Annotated in this window: 21 protein-coding genes; 9 read left to right on the plus strand and 12 right to left on the minus strand. The window is 67.5% G+C overall.

Annotated features, from left to right (window positions below; translation table 11 throughout):
• Positions 1 to 20: 20 nt before the first annotated feature.
• The 6 genes from ACOQPE_RS13925 to ACOQPE_RS13950 are packed head-to-tail and all read right to left on the minus strand — an operon-like array spanning position 21 to position 6,787.
• Positions 21 to 1,064, minus strand: a complete 1,044-nt coding sequence (locus ACOQPE_RS13925) for a CobW family GTP-binding protein (RefSeq protein ID WP_420609491.1) — start codon at positions 1,062 to 1,064, stop codon at positions 21 to 23.
• 5 nt (positions 1,065 to 1,069) lie between these two features.
• Positions 1,070 to 2,152, minus strand: coding sequence for a DUF1295 domain-containing protein (locus ACOQPE_RS13930; protein WP_420609492.1), 1,083 nt, complete (start codon positions 2,150 to 2,152; stop codon positions 1,070 to 1,072).
• The gene (locus ACOQPE_RS13935; protein WP_420609493.1) at positions 2,149 to 2,892 is read right to left on the minus strand and encodes an SDR family NAD(P)-dependent oxidoreductase; all 744 of its coding nucleotides are present in this window, start codon (positions 2,890 to 2,892) and stop codon (positions 2,149 to 2,151) included. Before ACOQPE_RS13935 ends, ACOQPE_RS13930 begins: the two co-directional genes overlap by 4 nt.
• Positions 2,893 to 2,939: 47 nt before the next feature.
• A complete protein-coding gene (locus tag ACOQPE_RS13940; RefSeq protein WP_420609494.1) occupies positions 2,940 to 4,601 on the minus strand; it encodes an amidohydrolase in 1,662 nt (553 codons plus the stop codon).
• A 43-nt stretch (positions 4,602 to 4,644) separates the two neighbouring features.
• Positions 4,645 to 5,532 carry an LLM class F420-dependent oxidoreductase gene (locus tag ACOQPE_RS13945; protein WP_420609495.1) on the minus strand — a complete coding sequence of 296 codons (888 nt, stop codon included), beginning with the start codon at positions 5,530 to 5,532 and terminating at the stop codon, positions 4,645 to 4,647.
• A 34-nt stretch (positions 5,533 to 5,566) separates the two neighbouring features.
• A complete protein-coding gene (locus ACOQPE_RS13950; RefSeq protein ID WP_420609496.1) occupies positions 5,567 to 6,787 on the minus strand; it encodes a cytochrome P450 in 1,221 nt (406 codons plus the stop codon).
• A 238-nt stretch (positions 6,788 to 7,025) separates the two neighbouring features.
• On the opposite strand from ACOQPE_RS13950, the gene ACOQPE_RS13955 reads away from it, so the two are divergent.
• The 3 genes from ACOQPE_RS13955 (at position 7,026) to ACOQPE_RS13965 (ending at position 10,486) form a co-directional block, all read left to right on the plus strand.
• Positions 7,026 to 8,198 (plus strand): LLM class flavin-dependent oxidoreductase, encoded by a 1,173-nt coding sequence (locus ACOQPE_RS13955; RefSeq protein WP_420609497.1) that lies wholly within the window; start codon positions 7,026 to 7,028, stop codon positions 8,196 to 8,198.
• 76 nt (positions 8,199 to 8,274) lie between these two features.
• A complete protein-coding gene (locus tag ACOQPE_RS13960) occupies positions 8,275 to 9,066 on the plus strand; it encodes an SDR family NAD(P)-dependent oxidoreductase (protein WP_420609498.1) in 792 nt (263 codons plus the stop codon).
• A gap of 181 nt (positions 9,067 to 9,247) precedes the next feature.
• Positions 9,248 to 10,486: an acyl-CoA dehydrogenase family protein gene (locus ACOQPE_RS13965; protein ID WP_419853607.1), complete on the plus strand. Its 1,239-nt coding sequence runs from the start codon at positions 9,248 to 9,250 to the stop codon at positions 10,484 to 10,486.
• Between the two features lie 103 nt (positions 10,487 to 10,589).
• On the opposite strand, the gene ACOQPE_RS13970 is transcribed toward ACOQPE_RS13965, so the two are convergent.
• On the minus strand, positions 10,590 to 11,495 hold the full coding sequence (locus ACOQPE_RS13970; RefSeq protein ID WP_420609499.1) for a nitroreductase family protein: 906 nt from the start codon (positions 11,493 to 11,495) through the stop codon (positions 10,590 to 10,592).
• Between the two features lie 67 nt (positions 11,496 to 11,562).
• Between ACOQPE_RS13970 and ACOQPE_RS13975 the strand changes: the two genes are divergently transcribed.
• The 3 genes from ACOQPE_RS13975 (at position 11,563) to ACOQPE_RS13985 (ending at position 14,273) form a co-directional block, all read left to right on the plus strand.
• On the plus strand, positions 11,563 to 12,399 hold the full coding sequence (locus tag ACOQPE_RS13975; protein ID WP_420609500.1) for a phytanoyl-CoA dioxygenase family protein: 837 nt from the start codon (positions 11,563 to 11,565) through the stop codon (positions 12,397 to 12,399).
• A gap of 62 nt (positions 12,400 to 12,461) precedes the next feature.
• Positions 12,462 to 13,769: an aromatic ring-hydroxylating oxygenase subunit alpha gene (locus tag ACOQPE_RS13980; protein ID WP_420609501.1), complete on the plus strand. Its 1,308-nt coding sequence runs from the start codon at positions 12,462 to 12,464 to the stop codon at positions 13,767 to 13,769.
• A gap of 9 nt (positions 13,770 to 13,778) precedes the next feature.
• Positions 13,779 to 14,273 carry an aromatic-ring-hydroxylating dioxygenase subunit beta gene (locus ACOQPE_RS13985; protein ID WP_420609502.1) on the plus strand — a complete coding sequence of 165 codons (495 nt, stop codon included), beginning with the start codon at positions 13,779 to 13,781 and terminating at the stop codon, positions 14,271 to 14,273.
• Between the two features lie 16 nt (positions 14,274 to 14,289).
• Here the strand turns inward: ACOQPE_RS13985 and ACOQPE_RS13990 are convergent, their stop codons facing one another.
• From ACOQPE_RS13990 to ACOQPE_RS14005, 4 genes are all read right to left on the minus strand, one after another.
• Entirely contained in the window at positions 14,290 to 15,066 is a 777-nt protein-coding gene (locus ACOQPE_RS13990; protein WP_420609503.1) for an enoyl-CoA hydratase/isomerase family protein, read from the minus strand.
• Positions 15,067 to 15,105: 39 nt separating this feature from the next.
• On the minus strand, positions 15,106 to 16,272 hold the full coding sequence (locus tag ACOQPE_RS13995; protein ID WP_420609504.1) for a diaminopropionate ammonia-lyase: 1,167 nt from the start codon (positions 16,270 to 16,272) through the stop codon (positions 15,106 to 15,108).
• Between the two features lie 40 nt (positions 16,273 to 16,312).
• Entirely contained in the window at positions 16,313 to 17,362 is a 1,050-nt protein-coding gene (locus ACOQPE_RS14000) for an amidohydrolase family protein (protein ID WP_420609505.1), read from the minus strand.
• 89 nt (positions 17,363 to 17,451) lie between these two features.
• On the minus strand, positions 17,452 to 18,387 hold the full coding sequence (locus tag ACOQPE_RS14005; RefSeq protein WP_420609506.1) for an LLM class flavin-dependent oxidoreductase: 936 nt from the start codon (positions 18,385 to 18,387) through the stop codon (positions 17,452 to 17,454).
• 167 nt (positions 18,388 to 18,554) lie between these two features.
• Between ACOQPE_RS14005 and ACOQPE_RS14010 the strand changes: the two genes are divergently transcribed.
• The 3 genes from ACOQPE_RS14010 (at position 18,555) to ACOQPE_RS14020 (ending at position 23,342) form a co-directional block, all read left to right on the plus strand.
• On the plus strand, positions 18,555 to 20,027 hold the full coding sequence (locus ACOQPE_RS14010) for a 3-hydroxyacyl-CoA dehydrogenase NAD-binding domain-containing protein (protein WP_420609507.1): 1,473 nt from the start codon (positions 18,555 to 18,557) through the stop codon (positions 20,025 to 20,027).
• 66 nt (positions 20,028 to 20,093) lie between these two features.
• Complete coding sequence (locus ACOQPE_RS14015) at positions 20,094 to 21,269, plus strand: acyl-CoA dehydrogenase family protein (RefSeq protein ID WP_420609508.1); 1,176 nt, start codon at positions 20,094 to 20,096, stop codon at positions 21,267 to 21,269.
• 6 nt (positions 21,270 to 21,275) lie between these two features.
• Positions 21,276 to 23,342, plus strand: coding sequence for an acetate--CoA ligase family protein (locus ACOQPE_RS14020; protein WP_420609509.1), 2,067 nt, complete (start codon positions 21,276 to 21,278; stop codon positions 23,340 to 23,342).
• Positions 23,343 to 23,443: 101 nt separating this feature from the next.
• On the opposite strand, the gene ACOQPE_RS14025 is transcribed toward ACOQPE_RS14020, so the two are convergent.
• The gene (locus tag ACOQPE_RS14025) at positions 23,444 to 26,035 is read right to left on the minus strand and encodes a molybdopterin cofactor-binding domain-containing protein (RefSeq protein ID WP_420609510.1); all 2,592 of its coding nucleotides are present in this window, start codon (positions 26,033 to 26,035) and stop codon (positions 23,444 to 23,446) included.
• Positions 26,036 to 26,051: the final 16 nt, after the last annotated feature.

Raw genomic sequence — 26,051 nt, forward strand, 5'->3', positions numbered from 1 at the left:
CTGCTGAGTTGGCTGCTCAGCTAACCGAGCTGCTGCAGGGAAGCGGCTGCGCCGTCGACGGTTTCCTGGGAACTGCAAATCAGCACGATCGCCGGGTCGTGCGTGCTGGCGGCAGGCACGATGCGCCAGCTCCGGCCCACGGCCTGCACCTCGTGGCAGCCTCCGTCAGAGCTGGGGAACCAGCCTTTCGCCCGCATCAGGCCCGGCGGCGACGATTCGAACCAGCGCGCCACTTCAGCCGCCTCCCACGGCCTTGCTGGCGTCACGACCGCAGTCGCCACCTCGAAAGGGTGCTCTCCTGCGTCGGATGGGAAGGTCGCGCCTCGCAAGGCAGCGCCGAGCAGCAGCCGGGGGTCGATGCGTCCGTGAGCCGCAGGAACGACCATCCGGCCCGGCGCAAGCAGGCTGAGTTGATCCGTCAACCCTGCAGCCTCGTCGCCGCCTGCCAGATCCACCTTTGACAGCACCACCAGGTGAGCCACATCGATCTGACGACGCACGGCGGGTCCGACGCGCGGGTCGCTCAGCTGGGAAGCCAGTTGCTGCGCATCCACCACGGCAACAACACCGTCCAGCGTGCAGCCTGCGGCCCCCTCGACGGCCAGCGCCAGCGTGGCGGGATCGGCGACTCCGCTGGCTTCCACCACGATGGCATCGCTCGTCTGGGCGCCTGCCAGCCCTTCCAGCGTCTCGGCAAGATCGTCTACCAGTGCGCAGCACGCGCATCCGTTCGTGAGCTCGACCCGGTCGGGCGTTCGTGACGCGACATGCAGCCCCTCGAGAGCAGCAGCGTCGATGTTGACAGGCCCGATGTCATTCACCACGGCAGCGATGCGCAGCCCAGCCGGCTCAGTCAGCAGCCGGCGCAGCACCGTGGTCTTGCCGCTGCCAAGGAAACCCGTCAGAACCGTGACGCCGACGGCTTCTGCACCGCCGTCGCCGGGCTGTCGCCGCGCCGCTGCGATCGAGCCGACGGTGGCCTGCCACGCAGCGTCGAATTCGTCGATGCCCCCGGGCTGCGCTCGCAGAGGCCCCCGATCGCCCGAGTTCGTCTCGGCGTTCATGTGCCTCAGTAGATCCGGGGCACGATGCGCCACGGCACCTGACTGCGGTACCGCTGCCACAATTCGCCGTACTTGGCGGCGCAGCGCCGGTCATCATCACGTTCACGCGGCACCAGCAGCGCCACGTAGTACAGCGGGTACAGCCACGGCCAGACCACGGCAGGCCGCCCCAAGGCCAGCGCTAGCCCGGTCGCCATGGCGATCTCGCCCAAGTAGTTGACGTGCCGGGACAAGCCCCAGAAGCCGCTGGCGAGCAGGCTGCGTTCGCCGTCGGACAGCGCCCGGGGCGCCAGTCCCAGGAATGACCGCTCGGGATCTCGCTTGAAGCTGTACTTCTGCATGTTCGATCCGCGCGCCAGCGTCCATCCGAACAGGAATACGACGGCAGCCACGACTGTCAGCCAGACGGGCGCCTGCGGGTTGGGGCGATCAGCCACCGCCCACAGCCCGACGGCATAGAAGTACGGGTACCAGCACAAGCAGCCCCACACGAGTTTGAACCCCACCCGTTCCGCGAAGAGGTCATACGTGTAGAGGTGGACGTGTTCGAAGAACAAGTAGTCGCACACGAACCAGCTGAACAGCACCACATACAGCACGACCCCCGGTGACACGTCATCGGGGTACGTCTCGAAGTGGTGGGCGGCGAACGAGAGAAGGTTGAGCTCGAGCAGCGTCGCGCCCGCCAGGTACAAGTACATCTTGGCGTCGGCTCGGCCCCTAAATGGCTGCGGGTTGGCCTGGCGTCCCAGGTACAGCTCGGCGAGCAGCCGCTTTCCCCCGGGCGGTGCCCGCAGCACCTCTGCAGCCGATGCCAGCAGCCCCAGCGTCACCGCACCTGCGGCCCCCGACCAGCGGTGGTGCCACAACCAGTCCCACTCCATAACGCCGCTGGCACAGCCGACGCACCAGAGCGCCACGGTGACCGCAAACACCAGCAGGCCGTTGATGCGGTAGCTCAGTGCTTCGCCGCTGCGTTCATGGCGTGCGTAGCCGGTCACGCGCCGCGCCGGAAGCACGAGGTGCAGCACGCCGATGACGGCAAAGGCGGCCCACGGGGCGAAGAAGCCCGCCAGGAAGTCGATCACGTCACGTCTCCCGTGCTCCTGCCGATGACGCGCACGGCGCTGCGGCGGCTCAGCAGCCGCCCCATGAGCACCGCTGTCATGCGGTTGACGGTTCCCGGCACGAAGCGAGGCCCCCGGCCGAGCGCGTCGAGGGTCCGGCGGGCAGCCTCCTGCGGGCTCAGCATGCCGGGCACCTTCTTGCCGAAGTTCTTCAGATACCCCGGTGTAGGCATGGCCCCGGCGCAGCAAGCGACGACATCGATGCCGTGCGACCGCAGCTCGTACCACAGGCTCTCGGCGAGGTGGGTGTTGAAGGCCTTGCTCGCTGCATAGACGGCGATGTGAGGCGTGCCCTGCAGGCCCGACAGCGAGGACATCAGCACTACGGCTCCCCTGCCCCGATCGCACATCGCCGGTACCAACGCCCGCACTGCCAGCATCGGGCCGCGCACGTTGACATCCACCGCTTCGGTGATCCCGGGTTCGGAATTGTCCAGGAACGGGCCCAACGGCGCGAACGCCGCGTTGTAGATCACGACTCCCACGTCCAGGCCGCTGGCTGCGCTCGCAAGCTGCTCGACGAAGGCCGGATCAGCCAGATCGGCCACCACGCAGCGAACCTCGATGCCGTGCCTTCCCGTGAGTTCTTCGGCTACTTCGGCGAGCAGGTGGCCCCGGCGTGCCAACAGCACCAAGTTCATGCCCCGGGCCGCCAGCTCGGCTGCGAACGCTGCCCCCAGTCCCTCCGAGGCACCGGCCACCACCGCCCACGTCCCGTATCTGTCCGGCAGGGAGCGGGGGCGTCGCCTCACGAGGTGGGCTCGCCCGCGAGCACCGTGTTGACCACACCGATGTCTCGCAGTGACATCGGGTCGACCTCGTAGGGATCGTCGTCGAGCACGGTGAAGTCGGCCAGCTTGCCGGCCTCGATCGATCCCAGCCGGTCGTCGCGGGCCAGCACGTGAGCTGCGTCGATGGTGACCGCACGCAGCGCCCGATCCACCGAGATCCGCTCCCCCGGCGCCATCACGGTCTCGCCGTCGGCGCCTACCCGGTTGACGGCGCACCACACGGCCAGCAGCGGCGACAGCGGTGTCACCACGAGGTTGAAGTCGCTGTGCAGCGCGAACGTGGCGCCGGCCCGCTCCAGCGAGCCCAGCCGGGCCGTGGCCTCGCTGCGGTCCGGGCCGAAGCCGTGATCGGCATGCAGCTGCGCACGGAAGTGCACGAAGTAGATGTTCACGCTGGCCAGCCCGCCGAGCGCTGCGAGACGCTTCGCCTGCGCCGGTGTCGAGATGCAGTAGTGCTCGATCGTGAAGCGATGGTCGAAGCGCGGCTGTTCGGCCTGCAGCGCAGCGAGCGTGTCGAGTGTCATGTCGACCGTGCGGTCGCCGTTGGCGTGCGAGTGGATCTGCACCCCCGCCTGCCAGAACGGTCGCATCCGCTCCACCATGTCCTCCCAGGGCACCTCACCGGTGTGGGCCGTGTCTTCGTCGAGGTATCCGGGCGAGTTCATCACCAGCGTCATCGACGGGTACGAGCCGTCGTTCACGTACTTCACACCGTGGGTGTTGAGCCGGTCGTCGCCCTCGGCCCGCTTGCTGGCCAGGAAGTCGAGCATTTCGGCGCCGTAGCTGCGCACGAGTTTCGGCTCGAAGGGAATCATGTAGATGCGCAGCGGGAACGTGCCCTCGGCGATCGCCGCCGCATGGTCGTCCCACTCGGGCTCGAACCCGTCGGCCATGCCCCACACCAGATCCGCCGTGGTGGTGACCCCGGCGGCACGGGCCACGGCTCCCATGCGATCGATGGCAGCCCGGCCGGTGCCCGGCCCGAAGATCGACGCCGCAACGGGCCGGTTGGCCCGCGCCGTCGCCTCGGTCTCCACGAACCAGCCGTTCAGCCGGCCGTCGGGATAGCGGCCCAGGCCGTGACCGATCGAGTCGTCGTCCACGCCGATCAGCTCGAGCATCGGCGAGTTCGCGTACACGATGTGCGGCGCGTAAGCGCAGACCCATAGCGGCACGGTGTCGGAGATCCGGTCGAGCATGTCGCGGTCGAGGTGGCCTTCCTGGCTGGCGGGGTCGTAGCCCCAGGCCGTCAGCGGCTCGCTGGGGTCGGCATGCTCGGCGGCCAACGCCCGAAGCTGGTGCAGCACGGCGTCACGGCTCGGCAGCCCCTTGCGTATCCCGGTCGGCGAGGCCGAGTCGATGGGCCCGACGTAGTGCAGCCCCATGTAGGTGCCGCTCAGCCGCAGATGGGTGTGCGGGTCGATGAATCCCGGAAAGATGACCTTGTCGGCGTAGCGGTCGTCGACGTCGTAGGGGTAACGCCGCAGCCACGGCTGCATCGACTCCATCGAGCCCACCGACACGATGCGTCCGTCTGCAACGGCGACGGCGCTGCCATGGGGCCTGCCGGGGTCCATCGTGTGGATCCGGGCCGCCGGGTACACCGTGATGTGCTCCATGCGCTACCCCGCTCGTGTTGTGAGCTTCCCGCCCGGTTCTAGTTCAGCGCACCGACGAGATGAAGGTCTCCAGTGCTGCGATGTGCTCGGCCGTGTTCTGCAAGTTGGCAGCCGGATTGCCGCCCCACTCGCACGTCGTGCTCTGGCAGTTGATCGAGAAGTGACTGAAGCCCGCAGCCCGGGCGCCGTCGACGAGTGCCGTCCAGCGGTCCGCTCCGATGCCGTAGTTGGCCTCGCCCTCCAGCGCGAACCGATCCGGGTCGCGCCCTTGGTTGGCAAGCAGCTCCCGCAGCCGGTCGGCCAGTGCGATGGTGTCGGGCCCCGAGTCGCCGAAGGTGAAGCCGTCGCCCAGGCGAGCAGCGCGCCGCAGGGCCGCCGGGGTGTAACCGCCGAACCAGATCGGGATGCGCCTTGGGGGCCGGGGCTGGATGCCGGCCCGGTCGATGCGGTGAAACTCGCTCGTGTAGTCGATGACGTCGTTGTCCCACAGCGCGCGGATCACGGCGATCTGGTCGTCCAGCAGCGCACCGCGCCGGTCCCAGTCGGCGCCGAGCGACTCGTATTCGACGTAGTTCCAGCCAGAGCCCACGCCCAGCCGGAAGCGCCCGCCCGACAGCAGGTCGACTTCGGCCGCCTGCTTGGCCACAAGTGCAGCCTGACGCTGCGGCAGGATGATGATGCCGGTCTCGAACTCGATGGTGCTGGTGACGCCGGCCAGGTAGCCGAAGAGCACGAACGGCTCGTGGAAGTCGTCGCGCTCGGTGTATGGACCCCAGAAGGCCGGCTCTCGCCCGGCATGCTCGGCGCCGAGCACATGGTCGTAGGTGACGATGTGGGAGTAGCCGAGCGATTCGGCGGCCTGCGCCCAGTCGCGCAGGGCGAGCGGGTCCGAGCCGATCTCGCACGTCGGCAGGACGGCACCGAGTTTCATGGGCCGAACTTCATGGACTTGTTGCTTCGCCGGGTCAGTCCAGGATCCGGATGGGCACGCTGCGGGGGCCGCGGATCGGACCCACCGACCACTTCACCTCATCGGGCTCGACGGCCAGCTCGAAGTTCGGGTAGCGCTCCAGCCAAGCAGTGAGCCCCACTCGCAGCTCCATGCGCGCCAAGTTCGAGCCCAGGCACCGGTGTACTCCCACCCCGAACGCCATGTGCCGGTTGTTCTGGCGGTCCAGGATCAACTCGTCGGGATTCTCGAAGTAGTCCGGGTCGCGATTCGCCGACGGGTACGACAGCAGCACCCGGCGGCCGCCCGACACTGGACAGCCCGCGATGTCGGCGTCCTCTGTGATGTACCGGGCAATCGTGACCGGGCTGTAGAAGCGCAGGAACTCCTCAATGGCCGTGGGCATCAACTCCGGTTCGTTCACCAGCCGCTTGAGGTCGTCCGGGTGCGAACCGAGATGGAACAACATGGAACCCAGCGTCGACCACGTCGTGTCGATGCCGCCGAGCATCAGCACGAACAGCGCGCCGATGCGCTCCTTGCGCCCGAACGGGCGGGTGCTGCCGTCGCCCAGCTCAGCTTCGGCGTTCAGCACCATGGTCACCAGGTCTTCGGGCGCGTCGTCGCCCATTGCTTCACGATCCGCCAGTTGGGCCGCGAAGAACTGCTGCACTTCGCTGGCGGCTTTGCGGGCGATGTCCAGGTCGATCTGGCCCTCCTTGAGCATCCCGTCCACCCATTGCCGGAATGTCGGACCCATCTCTGCTGAGACCCCGAACAGGTGGCCCATGACCTCGACGGGCAGCAGTTGTGCGAAGTCGAGGGCGCCGTCCACCAGCTTGCGATCGCCGACGTCGTCCAGCAGTCGTTCGGCCATGGCGACAACCGTCGGCTCCAGCTCGTCGGTGGCCTTCGGGCTGAAGGACGGCAGCAGCGGCCGGCGCACCGGGCCGTGCTCGGGCGGATCCAGCGTGATCGGGGACAGGTCGAGCTTGATGTTGTCGGGATGATTGGTGTTGACCGCGGTGATGCAATTCGAGAACGTGTCGGTAGCACGGGCGGTCTCGACGATGTCGTCGTGACGGGTCACCAGGTACGCGCCGTAGAACCGCTCGGTCTGGGCGACTGGGCAGCGCTCTCGCAGGTCAGCCAGGATCTCAGGTCCCTTCGCGGCCCACTCCTCGCTGAGATGGTCAAAATCTGTCGCCCAGTCGGTGACAGGTGGTCGTTCTGACATGTCGGTCGGCGCTCCACTCCTGGCAACTGCCGCGGATTCGTGACGGTACGCACGGACGCAGCCAGCGATCCGCACGGGTATCGATGGTATTCCGCTCGCGGTTCCCTGCGCCGGAGTTCCCGGGCGACGGTCACTGCGTACAGCTCCTGCGTAAGCGCGGCACGACGCGCGGCACTGCATCGGGTCGGCACGACGCAGGGCCGCAGCGTCGATTCGGCACGGCGCGTACCGTGGAGGCGTGCCGCTCGATGTCATCGGGATGATCGGCGTGTCGCCGCCCAAGGACGACTCGACTGTGCACGTCATCGAGGGCGGGCTGTCTCGCCAGTTCCTCGAGGACTTCAGCCGTGCGCACGACGAGGCCGGCTTCGACCTAGTGCTGGTGGGCTACACCTCCACCTCGGCCGACGGATGGTCGGTCGCCACCCACGCAGCCTCGGTGACCGAGCGGCTCGGCTACCTCGTGGCACACCGGCCGGGCTTCGTGGCCCCCACGCTGGCGGCGCGCAAGGCGGCCACATTCGACCAGCTCAGTGGCGGGCGCTTCGCACTGCACATCATCGCCGGGGCCAGCGACAAGGACAATCAGCGCGACGGCGACTACCTGCCGAAGGCCGAGCGCTATGCCCGTGCCGGCGAGTACATCGACGTGATGCGCCGCACCTGGACCTCAACCGAGCCCTTCGACCACGACGGGCCGTACTACCGGTTCAGCAACGTGCGTGCAGATGTCCAGCCGCTGCAGCAGCCGTCGCCGCCCGTCTTCTTCGGGGGCTCCAGCGAAGAAGCGCTGGAGATGGGAGCGCAGCGCTGCGACGTGTACGCCATCTACGCGGAGCCACGCGCCGCGGTGGCCGAGCGGTTCGACGACTTCCGCCGCCGGGCCGCTTCCTACGGGCGCACGCCGCGTTTCTCGATCAGCGTCCGACCCATCCTCGGCGACACCGAAGGCGAGGCCTGGGACCGGGCTCATCGCATCTTGAGTGGCATCGAGGCCGCCGGCACCGACAAGCTGACTGTGGCAGGCAGTCACCGAGGCAAGCCGTACGACCACGGCGGCGAGCGGATGCTGGGCTATGCCGCCGCGAGCGACGTACACGACGAGCGACTGTGGCTCAAGATCGCCGCAGCCACCGGCGCTCCCGGCAACACCTCGTGCCTCGTCGGCACGCCTGAGCAAGTGGCCGACGCAATCCTGCGCTACTACCGGCTCGGCATACCGGCTGACGGCGGTGTGAGCGATATGGGCTACGTGCTGATCCGAGGCTTTGACCCCTTCAACGACGCCGTCGACTTCGGCCGCGAGCTGATCCCCCGGATCAAGGCGGGAGTAGCCGAGCTCGATGCGGCTTCGAGCCCCAGCAAGGACGCCGACAACCCCGGCGAGACTGCCCTGGCCGCTGCCGACTGAGACTTCGGCCGCAACATCGACCCCGCCACCCACGAAGTCGTCGAACAACGAGAACATCTGACCTCGGGAGAACGCAATGCTGGACATGGACCTGTCAGGACGAGTGGCGCTGGTGACCGGCGCCAGCAAGGGAATCGGCGAAGCCGCCGTGCGGCTGCTGGCCGACCACGGAGCATTGGTGGCGTTCTGCGCGAGAGGCAGCGAAGCTGTGGAGTCGCTGGCCTCCTATTCGCCCCCATCGGGCACCGGCGCGGTTCGGGGATACACCGCCGACATGGCCGATGCCGATTCCACACAGCAGTTCCTGGATGCCGCAACTGCCGATGCGGGCCCAGCAGACATCCTGGTCAATAACGTCGGCGCATCGCCGTCGCGCAACTTCTTGTTCATGTCTGACGACGACTGGAGCGATCTGCACCAGCTCAACCTGATGTCAGCGGTGAGATGCACCCGGCACTGCTTGCCCCACATGCGCAAGCAGAAATGGGGACGGGTCGTGATGGTGGCGACAGGTGCCGCATTCTCACCCAACCCTGCCCTCATCGACTACGCCGCAACCAAGGCTGCGATGGTCGCGACGGCCAAAGCGCTGGCCACCAAGTACGGCGCCGACAACGTGCTCACCAACACCATCATCCCCGGCCTGATCCGTACCGATATGTGGGAACGAGCTGCGGCGGAGATCGCCGAGGCCAACGACACCGATGCCGAGGCCATCTTCGCCCGCAACTCCACCGGTGTGCCCCAAGGCCGCTACGGCACACCTGAAGAGGTTGCCTCCGGGATCGTGTTCCTGGCCAGCAATGCCGCCAACTACATCAACGGCAGCTGCCTGACCATCGATGGCGGCGTCGCCAGTTACATCTGACCTTCCACAACTTGATCTGCCGCGGCGTGCCGCGCCCGTGGGCCACACCCGCTGTTGCCGCCGCCCGGCCGCGGCTCTGAAACGTCGCACGTCCGCGGGCTAGCTTTCGGGGCGCAGTGGCGCCCGCTCACCGAAGGGTGCCGACCTCGCCCCACCTCACCGACGAAACGGGAGCACCGACATGGCGCACGCCTACACCGACAAGGGCCTCGAGATGCAGGAGGCCGTCAAGTCGTTCATGGACGATCACATCTATCCCAACGAGGAGGAGTACAACGAGCAGTACGAAGAGCTCGTAGCCGCCGGGCAGGTGCACGCCACCCCGGCGATCATGGAGAAGCTCAAGGCGGCGGCGCGCGAACGCGGCCTGTGGAACCTGTTCATCCCCCACCTCGACCCGCAGGCGCCCGGCACCAAGCTCTCCAACCTCGACTACTCGCCGATCTCCGAAGAACTCGGCAAGGTGTCGTTCAGCTCCGAGGCGCTGAACTGCGCGGCACCTGACACCGGCAACATGGAGATTCTGAACCTGTACGGCTCCGAGCGGGTCAAGCAGCAGTACCTGGCACCGCTGCTGGAGGGAGAGTTCCGCTCGACCTTTTCCATGACCGAGCCCGAGGTTGCCAGCTCGGATGCCTCCAACATCCGCCTGCGGATCGACAAGGACGGCGACGAGTACGTGCTGAACGGGCGCAAGTGGTTCTCCTCGAACGCGCTGCGGCCCGAGTGCAAAGTGCTCATCGTGATGGGCAAGAACGACCCCGACGGCCCGCGCCATCGCCAGCAGTCGATGATCGTGGTGCCCCGCGACGCAGAAGGCATCACGGTGGAACGCGACCCGCTGGTGTTCGGCTACCACCACCGGGGCGGTCATCCCGAGTTGGTGTACGAGAACGTGCGCGTGCCCGAGGACCACATCCTCGGAGGCGAGGGCGAGGGATTCGCCATCAGCCAGGCCCGGCTAGGCCCCGGACGCATCCACCACTGCATGCGCTCGATCGGCGTAGCCGAACGGGCACTCGAGTACATGTGCAAGCGGGCGCTCGAACGCCACACCTTCGGCAAGTCGGTTGCCCAGCAAGGCCTCATCCAAGACTGGATCGCCGAAGCACGCATCGAGATCGACCAGGCCCGCGAGTATGTGCTGCATGTGGCACATCTGATGGACACCATCGGCAACAAGGCCGCCGCGCAGGAGATCTCCGGCATCAAGGTGGTGGTGCCCAACATGGCGCTGAAGATCATCGATCGGGCCATCCAGGTGCACGGCGCCGGCGGCGTCACCCAGTTCTTCCCGCTGGCCGAGATGTACGCCCAGATGCGGACGCTGCGGATCGCTGACGGCCCCGACGAGGTCCACAAGATGACTATCGCCCGCCGCGAACTCCGCCGCCACGACCCCGACTTCCGGATGTCGTAAGACTTCCGGAACATCAAACACAGCCGGATGAGCTAGCTCATCCGAAACATCAGACACAGCAGGATGTCCTAGGACATCCTGAACATCAGATACGGCGGATGAGCTAGCTCTTGAGCTGCTGAGCGAGCGCGCCGAGCGTTTGCCGAACCTCGGCCAGCGTCGCCGATGGGTCGCCGCCAGCATCGACCGGGGCGTGCAGGCGCAACCGACTGCCGCCGGGCACCTGCTCGACGTCGAAACGCCAGCGCTCGGGTGGCGAGTCGAGCGATTCGATGGCGGTCCGAACGGCGTCAGGCTTGGCCTTGAGATCGATCTCATCGACGACGCCCGGTCCGCTGGGTGTCTTGGTCCGGCCGTAGCGATCGAAATAGGCGATGTCGGCGGCCGGGTAGCGCCGCGACGTCGGTTTGAAGTCGGTGCCGATCGTGTAGGCCACCGGGAACAGGCAGATCTGCGTCACGTGGTCTGGTAGTTCCAGCAATTCGGCGACCGCGGGCGCCTCGTTGAGGTACATCGTGGTCCACACGGTCCCCAGGCCTCGGCTCCGCAGCGCGACCATGAAGCTCCACGCCGACTGGATCACTGAGTCGAAGAGCCCGGGCCGTCCGCTGCCGTCATGGCGCCCGAGAATCGTGGGGATGACGAGCGCCGGCGTCCTGGCGATGTTCTCGCCGAGATGACGTGCACCAGCCATCAACCGTTCGTTCTGGTGGCCGCTGCCCTCCAGCCGCTTCGCTGTCTTGATCACCCAATCGACGCCCGCCGACAGGTACAGCTCGGCCATCCGATCCTTGGTCTGCTGATCCCTGATGATCATCCAACGACGGCTGCCGTTGTTCCCCCCGGTCGGCGCCTGCTCGGCCACGTCGATGCAGTCGAGGATGGTCTGGTCATCGACCTCCCGGTCGAAGTCGAGACGCTGGCGCACGCCTCGGGTCGTCATCAGCGCATGGTCCACGATCGCCTGGTAGCCGGGCGTGCCCGGTGCAAATGCCGGCTCAGCCGTCATGTCACTTCGATCCCTTCGTGATGCGCCCTTCGAGAGTACGGCGACGTGCCGGAACTAGCTTGGGAAGATGCTCGCGGCCGGCGATGTGGCATCGTTCGAGGCTGACGGCTTCGTCACGGTTGACTCGTTGATCGAACCCGACCTGATCGAGCCGCTCAGGGAGCGGTTCGAGCGGCTGTTCTGCGGCGACTTCGAGACCGGCATCTCCCCAGATGAGGTCAACTGGCTCTCGGGCCGCGACGATCCGACGCTGACACGGCAGATCTGCAACGGTTGGAAGGCTGACCGGCTGATTGCCTCGACGGTGCTCGACGCCAGGTTCGGCGAGGCCGTGGCCACGCTGGCCGGCTGGCCTGGTGCCCGCATCATCCAGGACAACGTGCTGTGGAAGCCTCCCGGCGCCCGTTCTGTCGGTTTCCATCGAGACAACGCCTACCTGGCCTGGTACAGGCCGACCGAGATGTTCTCGTGCTGGATCGCGTTGGACGACACGGCGGCTTGTGGGGGCACCATGGAGATCGCACGGGGATCACACCGCTGGCCCACCGGCGGCGATCAGATGGGCGAGTTCCACGCGCCTGAGGACTATCGAGCGACCGTCACTGCTGCGGCGGATGCCGCGCGTGCTGAACTCGACATTGCTCCGGTGGAAGTGCCCGCCGGGGGCGGATCGTTCCATCACGGCTGGACTTGGCACGGGTCGGGGCCGAATGAGTCCGATCGGCACCGGCGTGCGCTCGTGCTGCACTGCGCCTCCAGCGAGGCCCGGTTCGACCGGGCTGGCTTCGGCGAGGGCAACGGCCCGATCTACGCCCGCTATGCGCGGCTCGCCGACGACGAGATGGACGAGAACCACTTCCCCATCCTGTGGCGGCGCGACGGCTACCGCACACCCGGCATTTAGCTGGTATCAGCGGCCACTGGGCGTGAGCGCCTAGCGTTCGATGACACCGAGGGGGAACATCGATGGCACTGACCGTGCAGAACTCGACGGCATCGAACGAATACCGATACCTCGTGCAGGACGACCGCATCCACGGCAGCCTCTACACCGATCCCACGGTGTTCGCCGACGAGATGCAGCGCATCTTCACCGACGGCTGGGTCTTCGTGGGCCACGAATCGGAGGTTCCCGAGGTCGGCGACTGGGTCTCCCGGCGCCTCGGCACTGAGCCGGTGCTCATGGTGCGCAACCGTGACGGTGCGATCAGCGTCGTGGCAAATCGCTGCGCGCACCGCGGCACCACGCTCTGCCCGCAGAACGACGGCAACAACCGCAACTTCCGCTGCGCCTACCACGGCTGGACCTACGACCTCGACGGCACGCTGCTCGGTGTGCCTGGGCCCAAGGGCTTCCACAAGGACACCGCCGATCTGGGGCTCGATCGACCCGGGCAGGTCGACGACTACCGGGGCTTCGTGTTCGCCAACCGCAGCGGCACCGCCGGGCCGCTCAGCGACCATCTCGGCGCAGGCGGCACTGATCTCATCGATCGCACTTCCAATATGTCGCCCACCGGCAGGGTCCGCCTCTCGGCCGGCTGGATCGGCCAGCGGATCGACTCGAACTGGAAGATGTGGCCCGAGAGCGACCACGACGGCTACCACCTCAACTTCACGCACGCCTCGATGGCCCGGGCCGTTCCCGACACCTACTACGACGAGATCGTGATGACCGGCGAGGAGGCCTCAGAGTCGGCCACCCGCGCCTACGACGGCGGCCATCTCGAACTCGACTTCCGCCGCAGCTACACCGCTGAATTGGCGTGGCTCGGCACCACACGCGAGAAGGTTGCCGACTACTGCGAAGCTCTCGAGGGGTCCTATGGCCCCGAGAAGGCCAAGACGATCATGTGGGACGGCCCGCCGCACGCGCTGGTGTTCCCGAACCTGTTCCTGGCCGAGATGAACATCGCCCGGATCGAACCGGTCTCGCCGGGCGTCACGGTGCACCGTCACACTCCCCTGCTGGTCGAGGGCACCGATGAGAGTGTCAACCGGCGGCTCGTGCTGCAGTCCGAAGCGGCGATGGGCCCTGCATCGTTCTTCCTCACCGACGATGCCGTGATCGCCGAACGCATGCACCGGGCCTTCGAGGGCGCCGCTGCCGGCGAGGACGGCTGGGTGGACCTCAGCCGGGGCCTCGAACGAGAGCACATCGAAGACGGCCAGCGCTGGAGCGACATCACCGACGAAACCACCAATCGCGGCTTCTGGCACCACTACCGCGAGGTCATGGCCGGCGCAGCGGGCGGCCGGCACAACGGCACCTGAGCCACTGCAATGGCCGTAGTCGACGAACCAACGCGTCGCGACATCGAGGCGTTCGTGTATCTCGAAGCTCGGCTCGCGGACGAATCCCGCTACGACGACTGGGAAGCGCTGGTCACCGACGACATGCACTACTGGGTGCCATTCGGCCCGGGTGACTACGAGCCCGGCACCCGGGTCAGCTACATCAACGACAACCGGGCCCGCCTGGGCACCCGTATCCGGCAGCTCGCCACCGGCGTTCATCACGCACAGGACCCGCCGTCATCGATGCGCCGGGTGGTGTCGAACATCGAGATCCTGAGCGCGGAAGGCGACGAATTCGAGGTGGGCAGCAACTTCGTGCTCTACGAGCACGCCGTGCAGGCCACGGGCCACCTGCGCCTCTGGGCGGGCCGGGCGACGCACCGCTTGCGGCGCACAGCCGACGGACTGCGCATGGCGAGCAAGAAGGTGGAGCTGGTGAACTCCACTTCGCCGCTGCCGAACCTGCCCTTCATCATCTGAGCAGCGCCACGACTGGCTAGTCGAACTTGGGTGGTCGCTTCTCCACGAACGCCCGCTGGGCTTCCCGGGCGTCGCTGCTGTGGAACGTCTCGCCTTCCAGGCTCAGCGACAGCGGCAGGATCTGTGCGGACATCTGCCGGATCCAGTTGTTGATCGGCACCTTCGAGGCGCTGATGGCCTTCTGCGGGCCAGCGGCGAGCTGGTCGGCTTTCTCGACTGCCGTGTCGAGAATCGCGTCATCGTCCACCAGGAAGTTGACGAGCCCCATGTCGTAGAGCATCTGGCCGGTGACCCGCTCGCCGGTCATGAGATGCCACTTGGCCCGGTTGACCCCCATCAGCAGCGGCCAGATCACCTGGCCGCCGTCGCCCGCGCCGATGCCCATGTTGACGTGCGTGTCGGCAAACACCGAGCCGTGCCCCGCCACGACGACATCGCACAACAGGGCGATGTTGGCACCGAGTCCCATGGCATAGCCCTGCACGGCGGAGATGATCGGCTTGCGCAGCTCGAGCAGGTGATCGACGATCTGGCGCCCCTCTTCGAAGCTGACTGCCGGCCCGCCGGTGTCGCTGAAGTCGCCCCCCGCACAGAACGCACGGCCCGAACCGGCGAGCACCACGACCTTCACGTCGTCGTCGGTCTGGGCGTCACGGGTGAAGCTGGCCATCTCGTGGTGCATCTGGCCGTTCACGGCGTTGAGCCGTTCTGGGCGGTTCAGCGTGACCACGGCGACGCCGTTGTCGCGCTTGTCGATGAGCATTGCCTGATAGTTCGCTTGATCCAGCGGCATGACGAGCCTCCCCCGTGTTTCAGGCCACTTGGCTGGCGCTCAACGTACTGCGGATAGCACCCGGCCAACCTGGGTGTGTGGGCGGCCGACGATGCGTTCGTAGTTCGCTGGGTCGGTGGCGCCTTCGGTCACCATGACCAGCACGGTGGCGCTTGCGGGGTCGTCCAGCGCCGCTGAGCCCTGCTCATCGGCCAGGAGTGCTCGCACGCCAGCCAGCGAGGCGCTGCCGGTCTCGCCAGCGACGACTTGAGAATCGGCCAGGTCCCCCATGGCAGCACCGGCTGCGTCGCTGTTCACCGACACGCACCAGTCGACGCCGCTCGCCATCATCGGCCACGCCAGCGGCGAGGGCACCCCGCAGTTGAGGCCGACCATGATCGACCGGTGCGGACCGGGGGTCTCGGTGATCTCCCCGTTGATTGTCGACATCTGCACGCAGTTGGCGTCGTCGGGCTCCACCGACACCAGCACCGGCCGGTGCTTCCCGCTGCGGTAGTGGGTGACGGCGGCAGCCATGAAAGCGCCGACACCCACGGGGACCGCAACCAGATCTGGTTGGTCGATGCCGTTGGCAGCGAGCGCGTCGTCGACCTCGGCGAAGATCGTCGTGTAGCCCTCGGCAACGTTGGCGGGGATCGTCTCGTACCCCGGCCACGAGGTGTCCGACACGACCAGGCAGCGATCACCGGCCATCTCTGCGCTCTGTTCTATGGCGTCGTCGTAGGTGCCGTCCACGACGGTCACCGTCGCGCTCTCGCCCTCGATCGCGGCGATGCGAGCCTCCGAGGTGCCGTCGGGTACCAGGATGTGCGCGTCGAAGCCCAGCAGGCGTGCCATGAAGGCGACCGCTCGCCCGTGGTTGCCATCGGTGGCAGCCGCCAGCGTCATCGGCCGCAGGTGCGCCAGGCTGGCCGCCAGCTCGTTGATGTTGGCCCACGGCGGGGGCTCATCGCCGATGTGCTCGCAGACGGCGCGGTATGAAGCCCACGAAGCACCCAGAATCTTGAATGAGGGCAGGCCCATGCGCTGCGTCTCGGCTTTCACGAGCACCCGCCCCACGCCCAGGCTGTCGGCCAGCCGGGGAGCATCGATGACCAGTGTCGGCGCATACGCAGGCAGCCGGCGGTGAAACGCCATCACCTCAGGCGACACTGCCGGCCAGTCGCGCCCGTCGAACAGCGGGTTCCGGTTCACCATCGCACCCATTGCTGACCTCCCCAATCCAGTGTTTCCGTCGAGCTCGGTCTCAGTCGAGCTCGTCGAGCGCCGCGAACAGCCGCTGGGCCTGCTCGGCCGCCTTGGCCCGCACTTCGGCGGCGTCGACACGCGTCGCGATGCCGCCGGCCAGCACCTGCTCACCGTCGATCGTGATGTCGAGCGGATGCACGCCGGGCGTGTAGGCGAGATGCCACGGATCGGCGCTGGGGTACGACCAGCGCACCGTGTCGCTGCGGGCGTCAGGCATCAGCTCCCAGCCTTCTGCGAGCCACTCCCACGGCGGGTCGGGCGATGCGGTGACGTCGTGCTCTCGTAGCCGGGCATAGGCCACCCTGAACTCATCGAGCATGTCTGCGCCGATGCCGTCGGTGCCGAGCGCGATGGGGTTCGATTCAGCGAACCGGCTGGGATCGGCGTAGCCGACTGCGTTGTTCATGTTGGAGCGCGGGTTGTGCACGATCGTCCCCGCGAGGCCGTGGTCGGTGGGCAGGTGCACACCATGGATGAGCAGCCAGCGTTCGTCACAGAGACCGGCCAGCCGCGCTGCGGCATCCGCATCAGGAGGTCCTTCGGCTACGTGGATGTGCACGCCCACGTCGTACCGGCGAGCCAAGTCGGCGGCTGCGGCCAGCGTGTCATCGGTGCAGGTGAACGACGCATGGACCCCGACGCACCCCTGGCCGCCAGCGGCCAGGTAGCGCTCGTTCTCTGCGAGGCCGCGCCTGGCACCGTCGGCGCCGTGACGGTCGGTGACGCCGTAGCAACAGCTCACCCGCACGCCGACCTCGGCGCAGGCCGTTGCGATGACGTCGAGCGAGCCGTCAATTGCGTTGGGCGATTCGTGATGATCGACAATGGCCGTGCAGCCCGACTCCAGAGCTTCCAACGCACCCAGCTTCGCCGACCACTCCAGCATCTCGAGGTCGAGCGCCCGATCCAGCCTCCACCAGACCAACTCGAGGATTTCGGCAAAGCCCCCTGGCGTGCGTGGCGGTGCAGGCATGCCCCTGGCCAGCGCCGAATAGAGGTGATGATGCGAGCACACCAGTCCCGGCGTCGTCGCACCCCCCTCGCTCACGGCTGCGAGCGTAACCCCAGCCCCAGTACCGATTGAGCAGCTTCCGCTGAGCCCGAACGGAACCATTCAGGCCGAAGAGCGTGGTTCCTCTACTGACGGAGTTCGAAGAGCAGCTCGACGAGGCGGTCGAGCTGGGCGTCGACATCGGGCGAGGCCAACCGGATGCAAATGTGCTCGCAGCCAGCGTCGATGTAGCTCTGCAGCCAGCCAGCGACCACGGCCGGCGAGCCCGAGTGGGTGCCCATGACCCGCCGCAGCACCTCGATCTCCACGCCGTAGTAGAGCTTCGAATGCTCGGCCACCTCGGCGGCTGCGGTTTCCGGCTCGCCGATGTTGACTGTCAGGTACGCCGCCGCCGTGATCGAATCCGGGTCACGGCCTGCTTCGGCCGCGTGGCTGCGCACGGTGGCGAGCTGCTCTGCAAAGGCGCCCACCACCGGGGCCGTGGGGAACCAGCCGTCGAAGTGCTGGCCTGCGCGTTCCAGACCACGAGGGCCCGAGCCGCCCAACCACAGGCGTGGCCCGCCCTCGGTTGCGCAGACCGGCTGCAGCCGCTGTTGGGTCGATGTGCCGTCGGCGCGCCAGAGCTCACGGGCACCGTGGACCACGTCCATCATCCGAGTGCCTCGCCGGCCGAAGTCGGTGCCGACCAGATCAAAATCGGCGTTGACCTCCGTTCCGGGCGGGCCTGCGCCGACGCCCAGGATCAGCCTGCCGCCCGACAGCGCATCCACCGTGGCGGCCTGCTGGGCAAGCTGGGCCGCGTTGCGCATCGAGGCCAGCAGCACCGCCGTGCCGAGATCGATGCGCTCGGTGGCCGTCGCTACGCCCGCCAGCACCGAGAGCGGCTCCGCTCTCGGCTTGGCGAGCAAGGAGTCGCCGATCCACACGGCGTCGAAACCAAGCTCTTCCGCTCGCACGGCCCACTCGACAAGTCGGCGGGGATCGCCGTCGTGCGGCGGATACATCGCCAGCTCTCGCGAGGGCAGCAGCAGGCCGAAGGTGACTGATCCAGGTGAGGTCATGGCGAGCACTCTGCCACCTCGCGCCACGTACAGCCTCCACCACATGCAGGGACTCCCCAGGGGCCTGCACAAGAAACAGGGTGACTCGCCAGGGCACGCAACCTAGTTTGGGGTTGTCGGGGGAGGGCGCTGCTGTGGTGAAGAACAGTCGGCGAACCATCGGGCTCGTGGGCACTGGCGTCATCGGCGCCGGCTGGGCGGTGCGCGTCTTGGCACGGGGCCATGACGTCGTGGCGTGGGATCCGGGTGACGGTGCTGAGATGCGGCTGCGGTCGGCCATCGAGCGGGCATGGCCGTCAGCGGCTGACCTGGGACTGTTTCCCGATGCCGATCCCGACAGGCTGCGTTGGGCGTCGAGCGCGCAAGAGGTGGCCGCCTCAGCCGATTTTGTGCAAGAGAGCGCCCCAGAGATCGAATCGTTGAAGCAGTCGTTGCTGGCCGAAGTGGACGCTGCGGCTGATCCCGGCACGCCAATCGCAAGCAGCTCGTCGGGGCTGCTGCCCAGCAAGCTGGCGGAACCGCTCGCTCATCCCGAGCGGCTCGTGATCGGCCATCCGTTCAACCCCGTGTACCTGCTGCCGCTGGTCGAGGTAGTGCGGGGCGAGGCCACCAGCGACGAGACACTGGCCGCGGCCTTGGAGCACTACGACGATCTGGTGATGCACCCGCTGGTCGTGCGCAACGAGATCGAGGGCTACCTCTCTGACCGCCTCCAAGAAGCCCTGTGGCGCGAGAACCTGCACTTGGTGAACGACGGCGTCGCCACTACTGCGGAGCTCGACGACGCCATCGTCTACGGCCCAGGTCTGCGCTGGGCAGCCATGGGCACAAATCTCACGTTCCACCTCGCTGGAGGAGACGGCGGCATGCGCCACATGCTGAGCCAGTTCGGCCCGGCACTGGCGTTGCCGTGGACACGGCTGGAGGCTCCCGAGCTGACCCCCGAGCTGATCGAGGCGATGGCCGCCGGCTGCGAGGACCAAGCTGGCCCACAGTCGATTGCCGAACTCGAACGGCTGCGCGACGACGGCCTGCTGGCAGTGATGAGGGCGCTTCGGCCCAGCGGCTTGGGTGCAGGCCGTCTGATGGCGGAGCGGGAAGCTCGCATTCTGGTGGCCGCGAATGCACAGCATCGACAGTGGTCGCCGAGCAGCAAAGTGGCTGCTCCCCTGAGCCTCTACTCGACCGTCGTGATGCCCGACTGGGTGGACTACAACGGCCACATGACCGAGTGGGCGTTCCTGACCGCGTTCGGCTGGGCGGCTGATGCCCTGTTCCGCTATATCGGGATCGACGAGGCCTACCGCGCCGCCGGCCACTCGTACTACACAGCCGAGACCCACCTGACTCATCTGCGCGAAGCGTCGGCAGGCGAGCCGCTGCGGATCACCACCCAAGTGCTGGGCAGCGACGCCAAGCGCCTGCACATCTTCCACGCGATGTACAGGTGCGACGGGCATCAGCACGATGAGGTGCTGTGCGTCGGCGAGCAGATGCTGGTTCATGTCGACACGGCCGCCGGGCGCAGTGCTCCGTTGGCAGACGGCCCAGCAGCGGCGGTTGCGGCCATCACCGCAGCACACGCATCGATGCCGACGCCGCCGCAGGCCGGCAGCCGCATGGCACTGCTTCCCACGTAGCACTGCACTGACCACTCCGCCGACGCGCTTGCCCGTAGCGTCACAACAGCCAGGACAGCAACACCTATGGATTTCTCGATCGACGACACCCAGCAGATGGTGGTCGACACCGTGCGCACCTTCACCATGCGCGAACTCGTGCCGCATGAGGACGAGGTGGAGCGCTCCGGTCAGGTTCCGCCCGACCTGGTGGAGCAGATACGCAACAGGGCCGTCGATGCCGGCCTCTACGCCGCCAACATGCCCGTCGAGCTCGGCGGCGGGGGGCTCGACGACTTGACGCTCACCATGGCCGAGCGGGCTTTCGGCTGGACGTCCTACGCCCTGCAGTACATCGTGGCCCGCCCCTCCAACATCTTGCGGGCCTGCACCGGTGATCAGATCTCGGAATACCTCGTGCCCACCGTGCGAGGCGAACGGGTGGAGTGCTTGGCCATGAGCGAGCCCGACGCCGGCTCTGACCTGCGCGGCATGTCCTGCCGGGCCGAGCGCGACGGAGACGAATTCGTGGTGAACGGCACCAAGCACTTCATCAGCCACGCCGACCTGGCCGACTATGTGATCCTGTTCGCGACCACGGGCATCGATGCCCCAGACGCGAAGACCCCAGGCCGCAGTCCGCGCAAGCTGATCTCGGCTCTGCTGGTCGACTTCGACACCCCCGGCGTCGAACGGGTGCCCGGCTACAACTGCGTGTCAAACCGGGGCTACCACAACCTCATCCTGAACTTTGACAACGCCCGGGTGCCGGCGAGCAAACTGCTCGGCGAGGAACATCGAGGCTTCGACGTTGCCAACGAGTGGCTCGGAAGCACCCGCCTGCAGGTGGCCGCTGTGTGCCTGGGGCGCGCCGACCGGGCACTGTCGGTGGCACTCGACTGGGCCGCCACGCGTGAGCAGTTCGGTCAACGGATCGGGCGATTCCAAGGCGTGTCGTTCAAGCTGGCCGACATGCGCCTCCGCCTCGCCCAAGCCGAGATGATGACCTACCGGGCCGCGTGGCTCTCCGAGCGGGCCGAGATGACCGACGCCGACGCCGCCATGGCCAAGCTGTCGGCCACCGAGATGCTGCAGTTCGTGTCGGATGAGGCCATACAGATCCTCGGCGGCATGGGGCTGATGGACGAGCTTCCGCTGGAGCGAATCTGGCGCGACGCCCGGGTCGATCGCATCTGGGACGGCACCAGCGAGATCCAGCGCCACATCGTGTCTCGCGACATGCTGCGGCCCCTCGGCTGCTGAACCGCCATGACTGGTCGGTTGGATCGGCTGTTGCGGCCACGGTCGCTGGCATTCGTCGGAGGCGCCGCCGCCGAATGGTCAATTGACGCCTGCCGGGCATTCGGCTTCGCAGGCGAGATGTGGGGGGTCAACCCTCGCCGCATCCTGAGCGACCTGCCCACGGTCGCCTCGGTCGCCGAGCTGCCCGAAGGCATCGACGCCGCTTTCGTCGGCGTCGACCACGACGCCACGATCGACACCGTGCGCCAGCTCTCCGAGGCCGGCGTGGGCGTCGCCGTCTGTCACGCCTCGGGGTTTGCCGAGGTCGGCGCGGCCGGCAAGGTCCGCCAAGTCGAGCTGGTCGAAGCAGCGGGCGCGATGGCCGTGCTGGGCCCCAACTGCTTTGGACTGCTTTCAGCGCCGACCGGTGCCGCCCTGTGGCCGGGCGTCCACGGCTTGGTTCGCCGCCCCCGAGGAGTGGCGCTGCTGAGCCAGAGCGGGAACATCGCCGTGAATCTGACCATGAGTCGTCGCGGCCTCGACGTGGCCTGGGTCATCAGCCTGGGAAACCAAGCCGACGTGGGGATCTCAGAAGCGTTCGAGGCAGTGGTCGTCGACGAGGCCACAACCGGCGTGGGCCTGTGCATAGAAGGGCTGAACGACGTCGAGCGCTTTGTCGAGGCCGCGGCAGTGGCTCGCCGACGACGCCTTCCGGTGGTGGCCCTGAAGGTCGGCGCCTCGCCGTCGTCGAGTGCGATCGCGGTCACCCACACCGCCTCGTTGGTGGGCGACAACGCTGCCTACGAAGCTTTGTTTCGGAAGGTGGGCATCCACCGTGTCCATGCCGTCGACGAGTTGGCCGACACTCTGGCCACCCTGTCCGCCGTCGGCCCCCTGCGGGGCAACCGGATGGTGTCATTGAGCTGCTCGGGCGGCGAGGCAGCGCTGGTGGCCGACCGCAGCCACGGGCGCAACCTGAGCTTTCCGCAGTTCGCACCCGACCACGCCGCCCGCGTGGCATCTGCGCTGGATGGCCGTGTGGCGATCACCAACCCACTCGACTATCACACGTACATCTGGGGCGATCCGGACAGGCTGAGTCGCTGTTTCGAATCTGTCCTGGGCGCCGACGCGACAGGCGGTGGATCTGGCGAGGCGCCGTTCGACGCCGCCATGCTGGTGCTGGACTTCCCCGCCGAGGGGCTGGATCGCTCGAGCTGGTGGCCGACGATGCAGGCGTTCGCCACGGCCTGCGCCAACGGCGGCACTCCCGGCGTCGTGGCGGCGTCGCTGGCGGAGAACCTGCCCGACGAGGTGCGCTCCCAAGCCGCCGGATGGGGGCTGGCTGCCTGCGGCGACATCGACAACGCGCTGTCTGCGTTGGAGGCGGCCGCCGCATGGGGGCGCCATCTCGACCGCACAGAACCCGGGGCGGGCTTGCTGGTGGTGAAGGCTCGTGAGGCTCCCCTCGGCACATCGGTTCTGCCTGAGCACGAGGCCAAGCCGCGTCTGGCGGCGGCGGGCATCGAGGTGCCGATGGGTCGGCTGGTCGAGCCCCAGCAGGCTGTGGCTGCCGCGGATGAGATCGGCTACCCAGTCGTTGTCAAGACCGTCGGTGCAGCACACAAGAGCGATGCCGGTGGCGTCGTGGTCGGGCTCGCCGATGCCGCCTCGGTTGCCGCAGCTGCTGAGCGGGATGCCGTCGGAGGCAGAGCGGTGATGGTGGAGTCGTGCATCACTGACGTGGTGGCCGAGCTGTTGGTCAGCGTGCGCTCATCACCGCCGGTGGGCATGATGCTGACGGTGAGCGCCGGCGGCACGCTGACCGAGGTGCTTGACGACACAGCTTCCCTGCTGTTGCCTGCGGCGGACGACACCCTTGAAGCGCTTCGCAGTCTGCGGCTGTGGCCTGTCCTCGCCGGCTACCGGGGTCGTCCGGCCGGGGCCGTCGATGCCGTGGTCAACACGGTCAGACTGCTGGAAACGCTGGTGCGCGACGATCACCGCCTCATCGAAATCGAAATCAACCCGCTGCTCGTCACCCCGCACACCGCGGTGGCAGCCGATGCCCTGATGGTGGTCGCAAATGATTGATCAAACCCCCACGCCAACCCCTGAGCAGACAGAGCAGGCAGCGCGTTGAGGCCAGTGCTCGCGCGTCCGTGTCCAGGAACGTCGCCAGTGATCGAAGCGGGCTAGATCCAGGCGTCCGCCCGCTCGCGGTTGGACGGGTTGCGCATCGGCAGCTCGTTGTGCCAGACGCCCTCGTGCTCGCGCAGCGCAGCCGCCACTGCGCCGGCTGTGGGCACGAGACCGATCTCGCCGACGCCCTTGATGCCGTAGGGAGCACCGGGCTGCGGCGACTCCACCAGGATTACATCGACGTCGGGCATGTCCTTGGGCCGGATGATCGCGAGGCTGCGCAGCGTGGAATTGAGCGGCCGCCCGTCGGCGTCGGCAGGAAAGCCCTCGCTGAGTGCGTAGCCGAGGCCCATGTGCACACTGCCCTCAATCTGGCCCTCGCAGAGCACCGGGTTCACAGCTCGGCCGACGTCGTGAGCAGCGATGACTCGCTCCACGTCGCCGGAATCGGGGTCGAGAATGACGACCTGCGCGGCGTAGCCGAACGTCGAATGGATGACCGGGTGCTCCAAACCCTCCGACAGCGAGTTCGTCCAGTCCACCCGGTACTCACCCTCGTAGTCCGTCTCGGGCCGGCAACCGTCGGCGAGTGCAGCACGGCACGCATCGGCCACTGCGCCGGCGCCCATGAGCGTGCCTCGGCTGCCAGTGGTCTGGCCGGCGCCGAGTTCGCGTGTGGAATCCACGATCACTCGCACCGCTGCGGGGTCGACACCGAGTTCCTCCACGGCGACCTGCAGCGCGACCGTGTGCACGCCCTGGCCCATCTCGGTCCAGCAGTGACGTACCTCGACGGTGCCGTCGTCACAGAAGCGCACGATGGCCTTGGCGATCTCCTTGAAACCGTTCCCGAGGCCGGAGTTCTTCAGCCCCAGCCCGATCCCGACCGGCTTGCCGGCGGCGCGGGCCGCCTCGTAGGGCTCGCGCACAGCGTCGAGGCACGCCTGGGCACCCAGGCAGCCGTCGTCCATGATCTGGCCGGGTCCCCACACTCCGCCGGGCACCACCACGTTGCGCTCACGCATCTCGAACCCGCTGATGCCCACCGTTTCGGCCAGCCGGTCCATCACGCCTTCCATGGCGAACTGTGCCTGATTGGCGCCGAACCCCCGGAACGCGCCGCACACCGGGTTGTTGGTGCGCACCGCGACCGACTCGACATCCACCGCCGGCACCAGGTACGGCCCGGTGGCATGCCCGGCCGATCGCTCCAGCACCTTCATTCCCACCGAGGCGTAGGGACCCGAGTCGCCGAACATGCGCGCCCGTACCGCAGTGAGCTTGCCGTCGGCGTCGCAGCCGACCTCATACGTCATGCGGATGGGGTGCCGCTTGGGGTGCATGAGGAGCGACTCCTCACGCGACAGGGTGATCCGCACCGGACGACCCGTCAGCCATGCCGCCAACGCCGTATGGGCCTGGTTCGACATGTCCTCTTTGCCGCCGAATGCTCCACCGTTCGAGACCAGCTCAGTCGTCACCACCGACGGGTCCAGCGCGAGCACCGCTGCTATGTCGTTGCGGTCGTCCCAGATTCCCTGGCCGCCGGTGTACACGTGCAGCCCGGCGGCGACCCCGTTGGCCGGCGTGGGCACGGCAAGCGTCGATTCGGGCTCGAGATAGGCGTGCTCGATGCGCTGGGTTTGGAATGTCTCAGTCACGACATGCGCGGAGGCGGCCAGCGCAGCGTCGACGTCGCCACGGGAGTAGGTGGAGCGAGACAGGATGTTGCCGTCGAGCTCCCAGACGGCATCGATGTCGCTGTCTTTCACGCGCACCGGGTCGGTCATGGGATCAAGGACGTCGTAGGACACCTCGATCAGCTCTGCAGCACGTCGCGCCGCAGGCCGGTTGTCGGCCACCACGATGGCGAGCACGTCGCCCAGGTAGGAGGTGCGCCCGCCGACCGGGATCATCACCGGCCAGTCCTTGTGGATCAGGCCCACTCGCAGCACGCCGGGGATGTCGGCTGCAGTGAACACCGCCTGCGCGCCGGGCACGGCCTCGGCTGCGCCGGTGTCGATGGCCAGCACGTCAGCCCGGGCATGGTCGGCGAAGCGCAGCGCACCGTGCAGCATCCCAGCCGGATACATGTCGTCGATGTAGGGACGGCTGCCCAGTGTCAGCTCGCGGGCCTCGTAACGCACGCCCGAGCTTCCGACGCCCTTGGGCGGCAGCGCCACCGGCACCTCTCCCGCCGCCAGCGATTCCACCGCGTCGAGGATCTTGGTGTAGCCAGTGCAGCGGCATAGGTGCCCGCCCAGGTGACGGCTGGCTTCCTCACGTGTCAGCGCCGAGCCCTTGCGGTCGAGCAGGGCCTTGAGCCGCACCACGATGCCCGGCGTGCAGAAACCGCACTGCAGGGCTCCGTGCGCCGCGAACGTGTTCGCCATCGCATCCAGCTCGGCTTCGTCGAAGCCCTCGACCGTGGTGATCTCGGTGCCGGCTGAGCGTTCGAGGCTGGTCTGGCAGGCCACCCGGGCCTTGCCGTCCACCAGCACCGTGCAGCAGCCGCACTGACCCGACGGAGCGCAACCGTCCTTGGGCGAGATGATCCCCAGCTCATCTCGCAATGCCGCCAGCAGGTGCTCGTGATCGCTCGCGACGGTGACCGGCGTGCCGTTCAGCACGAACTCGGTGGTCATTGGAATCCTCGTCTCC

This window comes from Candidatus Poriferisodalis sp. (assembly GCF_965219595.1).
In the GTDB taxonomy this organism is placed as follows: domain Bacteria; phylum Actinomycetota; class Acidimicrobiia; order Acidimicrobiales; family Poriferisodalaceae; genus Poriferisodalis.

Excerpts from the sequence above, each read along its gene's own strand:
- ACOQPE_RS13925 (WP_420609491.1), bottom strand. The coding sequence starts at position 1,064 with ATGAACGCCGAGACGAACTCGGGCGATCGGGGGCCTCTGCGAGCGCAG.
- ACOQPE_RS13940 (WP_420609494.1), bottom strand. The coding sequence starts at position 4,601 with ATGGAGCACATCACGGTGTACCCGGCGGCCCGGATCCACACGATGGAC.
- ACOQPE_RS13945 (WP_420609495.1), bottom strand. The coding sequence starts at position 5,532 with ATGAAACTCGGTGCCGTCCTGCCGACGTGCGAGATCGGCTCGGACCCG.
- ACOQPE_RS13950 (WP_420609496.1), bottom strand. The coding sequence starts at position 6,787 with ATGTCAGAACGACCACCTGTCACCGACTGGGCGACAGATTTTGACCAT.
- ACOQPE_RS13960 (WP_420609498.1), top strand. The coding sequence starts at position 8,275 with ATGCTGGACATGGACCTGTCAGGACGAGTGGCGCTGGTGACCGGCGCC.
- ACOQPE_RS13965 (WP_419853607.1), top strand. The coding sequence starts at position 9,248 with ATGGCGCACGCCTACACCGACAAGGGCCTCGAGATGCAGGAGGCCGTC.
- ACOQPE_RS13970 (WP_420609499.1), bottom strand. The coding sequence starts at position 11,495 with ATGACGGCTGAGCCGGCATTTGCACCGGGCACGCCCGGCTACCAGGCG.
- ACOQPE_RS13975 (WP_420609500.1), top strand. The coding sequence starts at position 11,563 with ATGCTCGCGGCCGGCGATGTGGCATCGTTCGAGGCTGACGGCTTCGTC.
- ACOQPE_RS13980 (WP_420609501.1), top strand. The coding sequence starts at position 12,462 with ATGGCACTGACCGTGCAGAACTCGACGGCATCGAACGAATACCGATAC.
- ACOQPE_RS13985 (WP_420609502.1), top strand. The coding sequence starts at position 13,779 with ATGGCCGTAGTCGACGAACCAACGCGTCGCGACATCGAGGCGTTCGTG.
- ACOQPE_RS13990 (WP_420609503.1), bottom strand. The coding sequence starts at position 15,066 with ATGCCGCTGGATCAAGCGAACTATCAGGCAATGCTCATCGACAAGCGC.
- ACOQPE_RS13995 (WP_420609504.1), bottom strand. The coding sequence starts at position 16,272 with ATGGGTGCGATGGTGAACCGGAACCCGCTGTTCGACGGGCGCGACTGG.
- ACOQPE_RS14005 (WP_420609506.1), bottom strand. The coding sequence starts at position 18,387 with ATGACCTCACCTGGATCAGTCACCTTCGGCCTGCTGCTGCCCTCGCGA.
- ACOQPE_RS14015 (WP_420609508.1), top strand. The coding sequence starts at position 20,094 with ATGGATTTCTCGATCGACGACACCCAGCAGATGGTGGTCGACACCGTG.
- ACOQPE_RS14020 (WP_420609509.1), top strand. The coding sequence starts at position 21,276 with ATGACTGGTCGGTTGGATCGGCTGTTGCGGCCACGGTCGCTGGCATTC.
- ACOQPE_RS14025 (WP_420609510.1), bottom strand. The coding sequence starts at position 26,035 with ATGACCACCGAGTTCGTGCTGAACGGCACGCCGGTCACCGTCGCGAGC.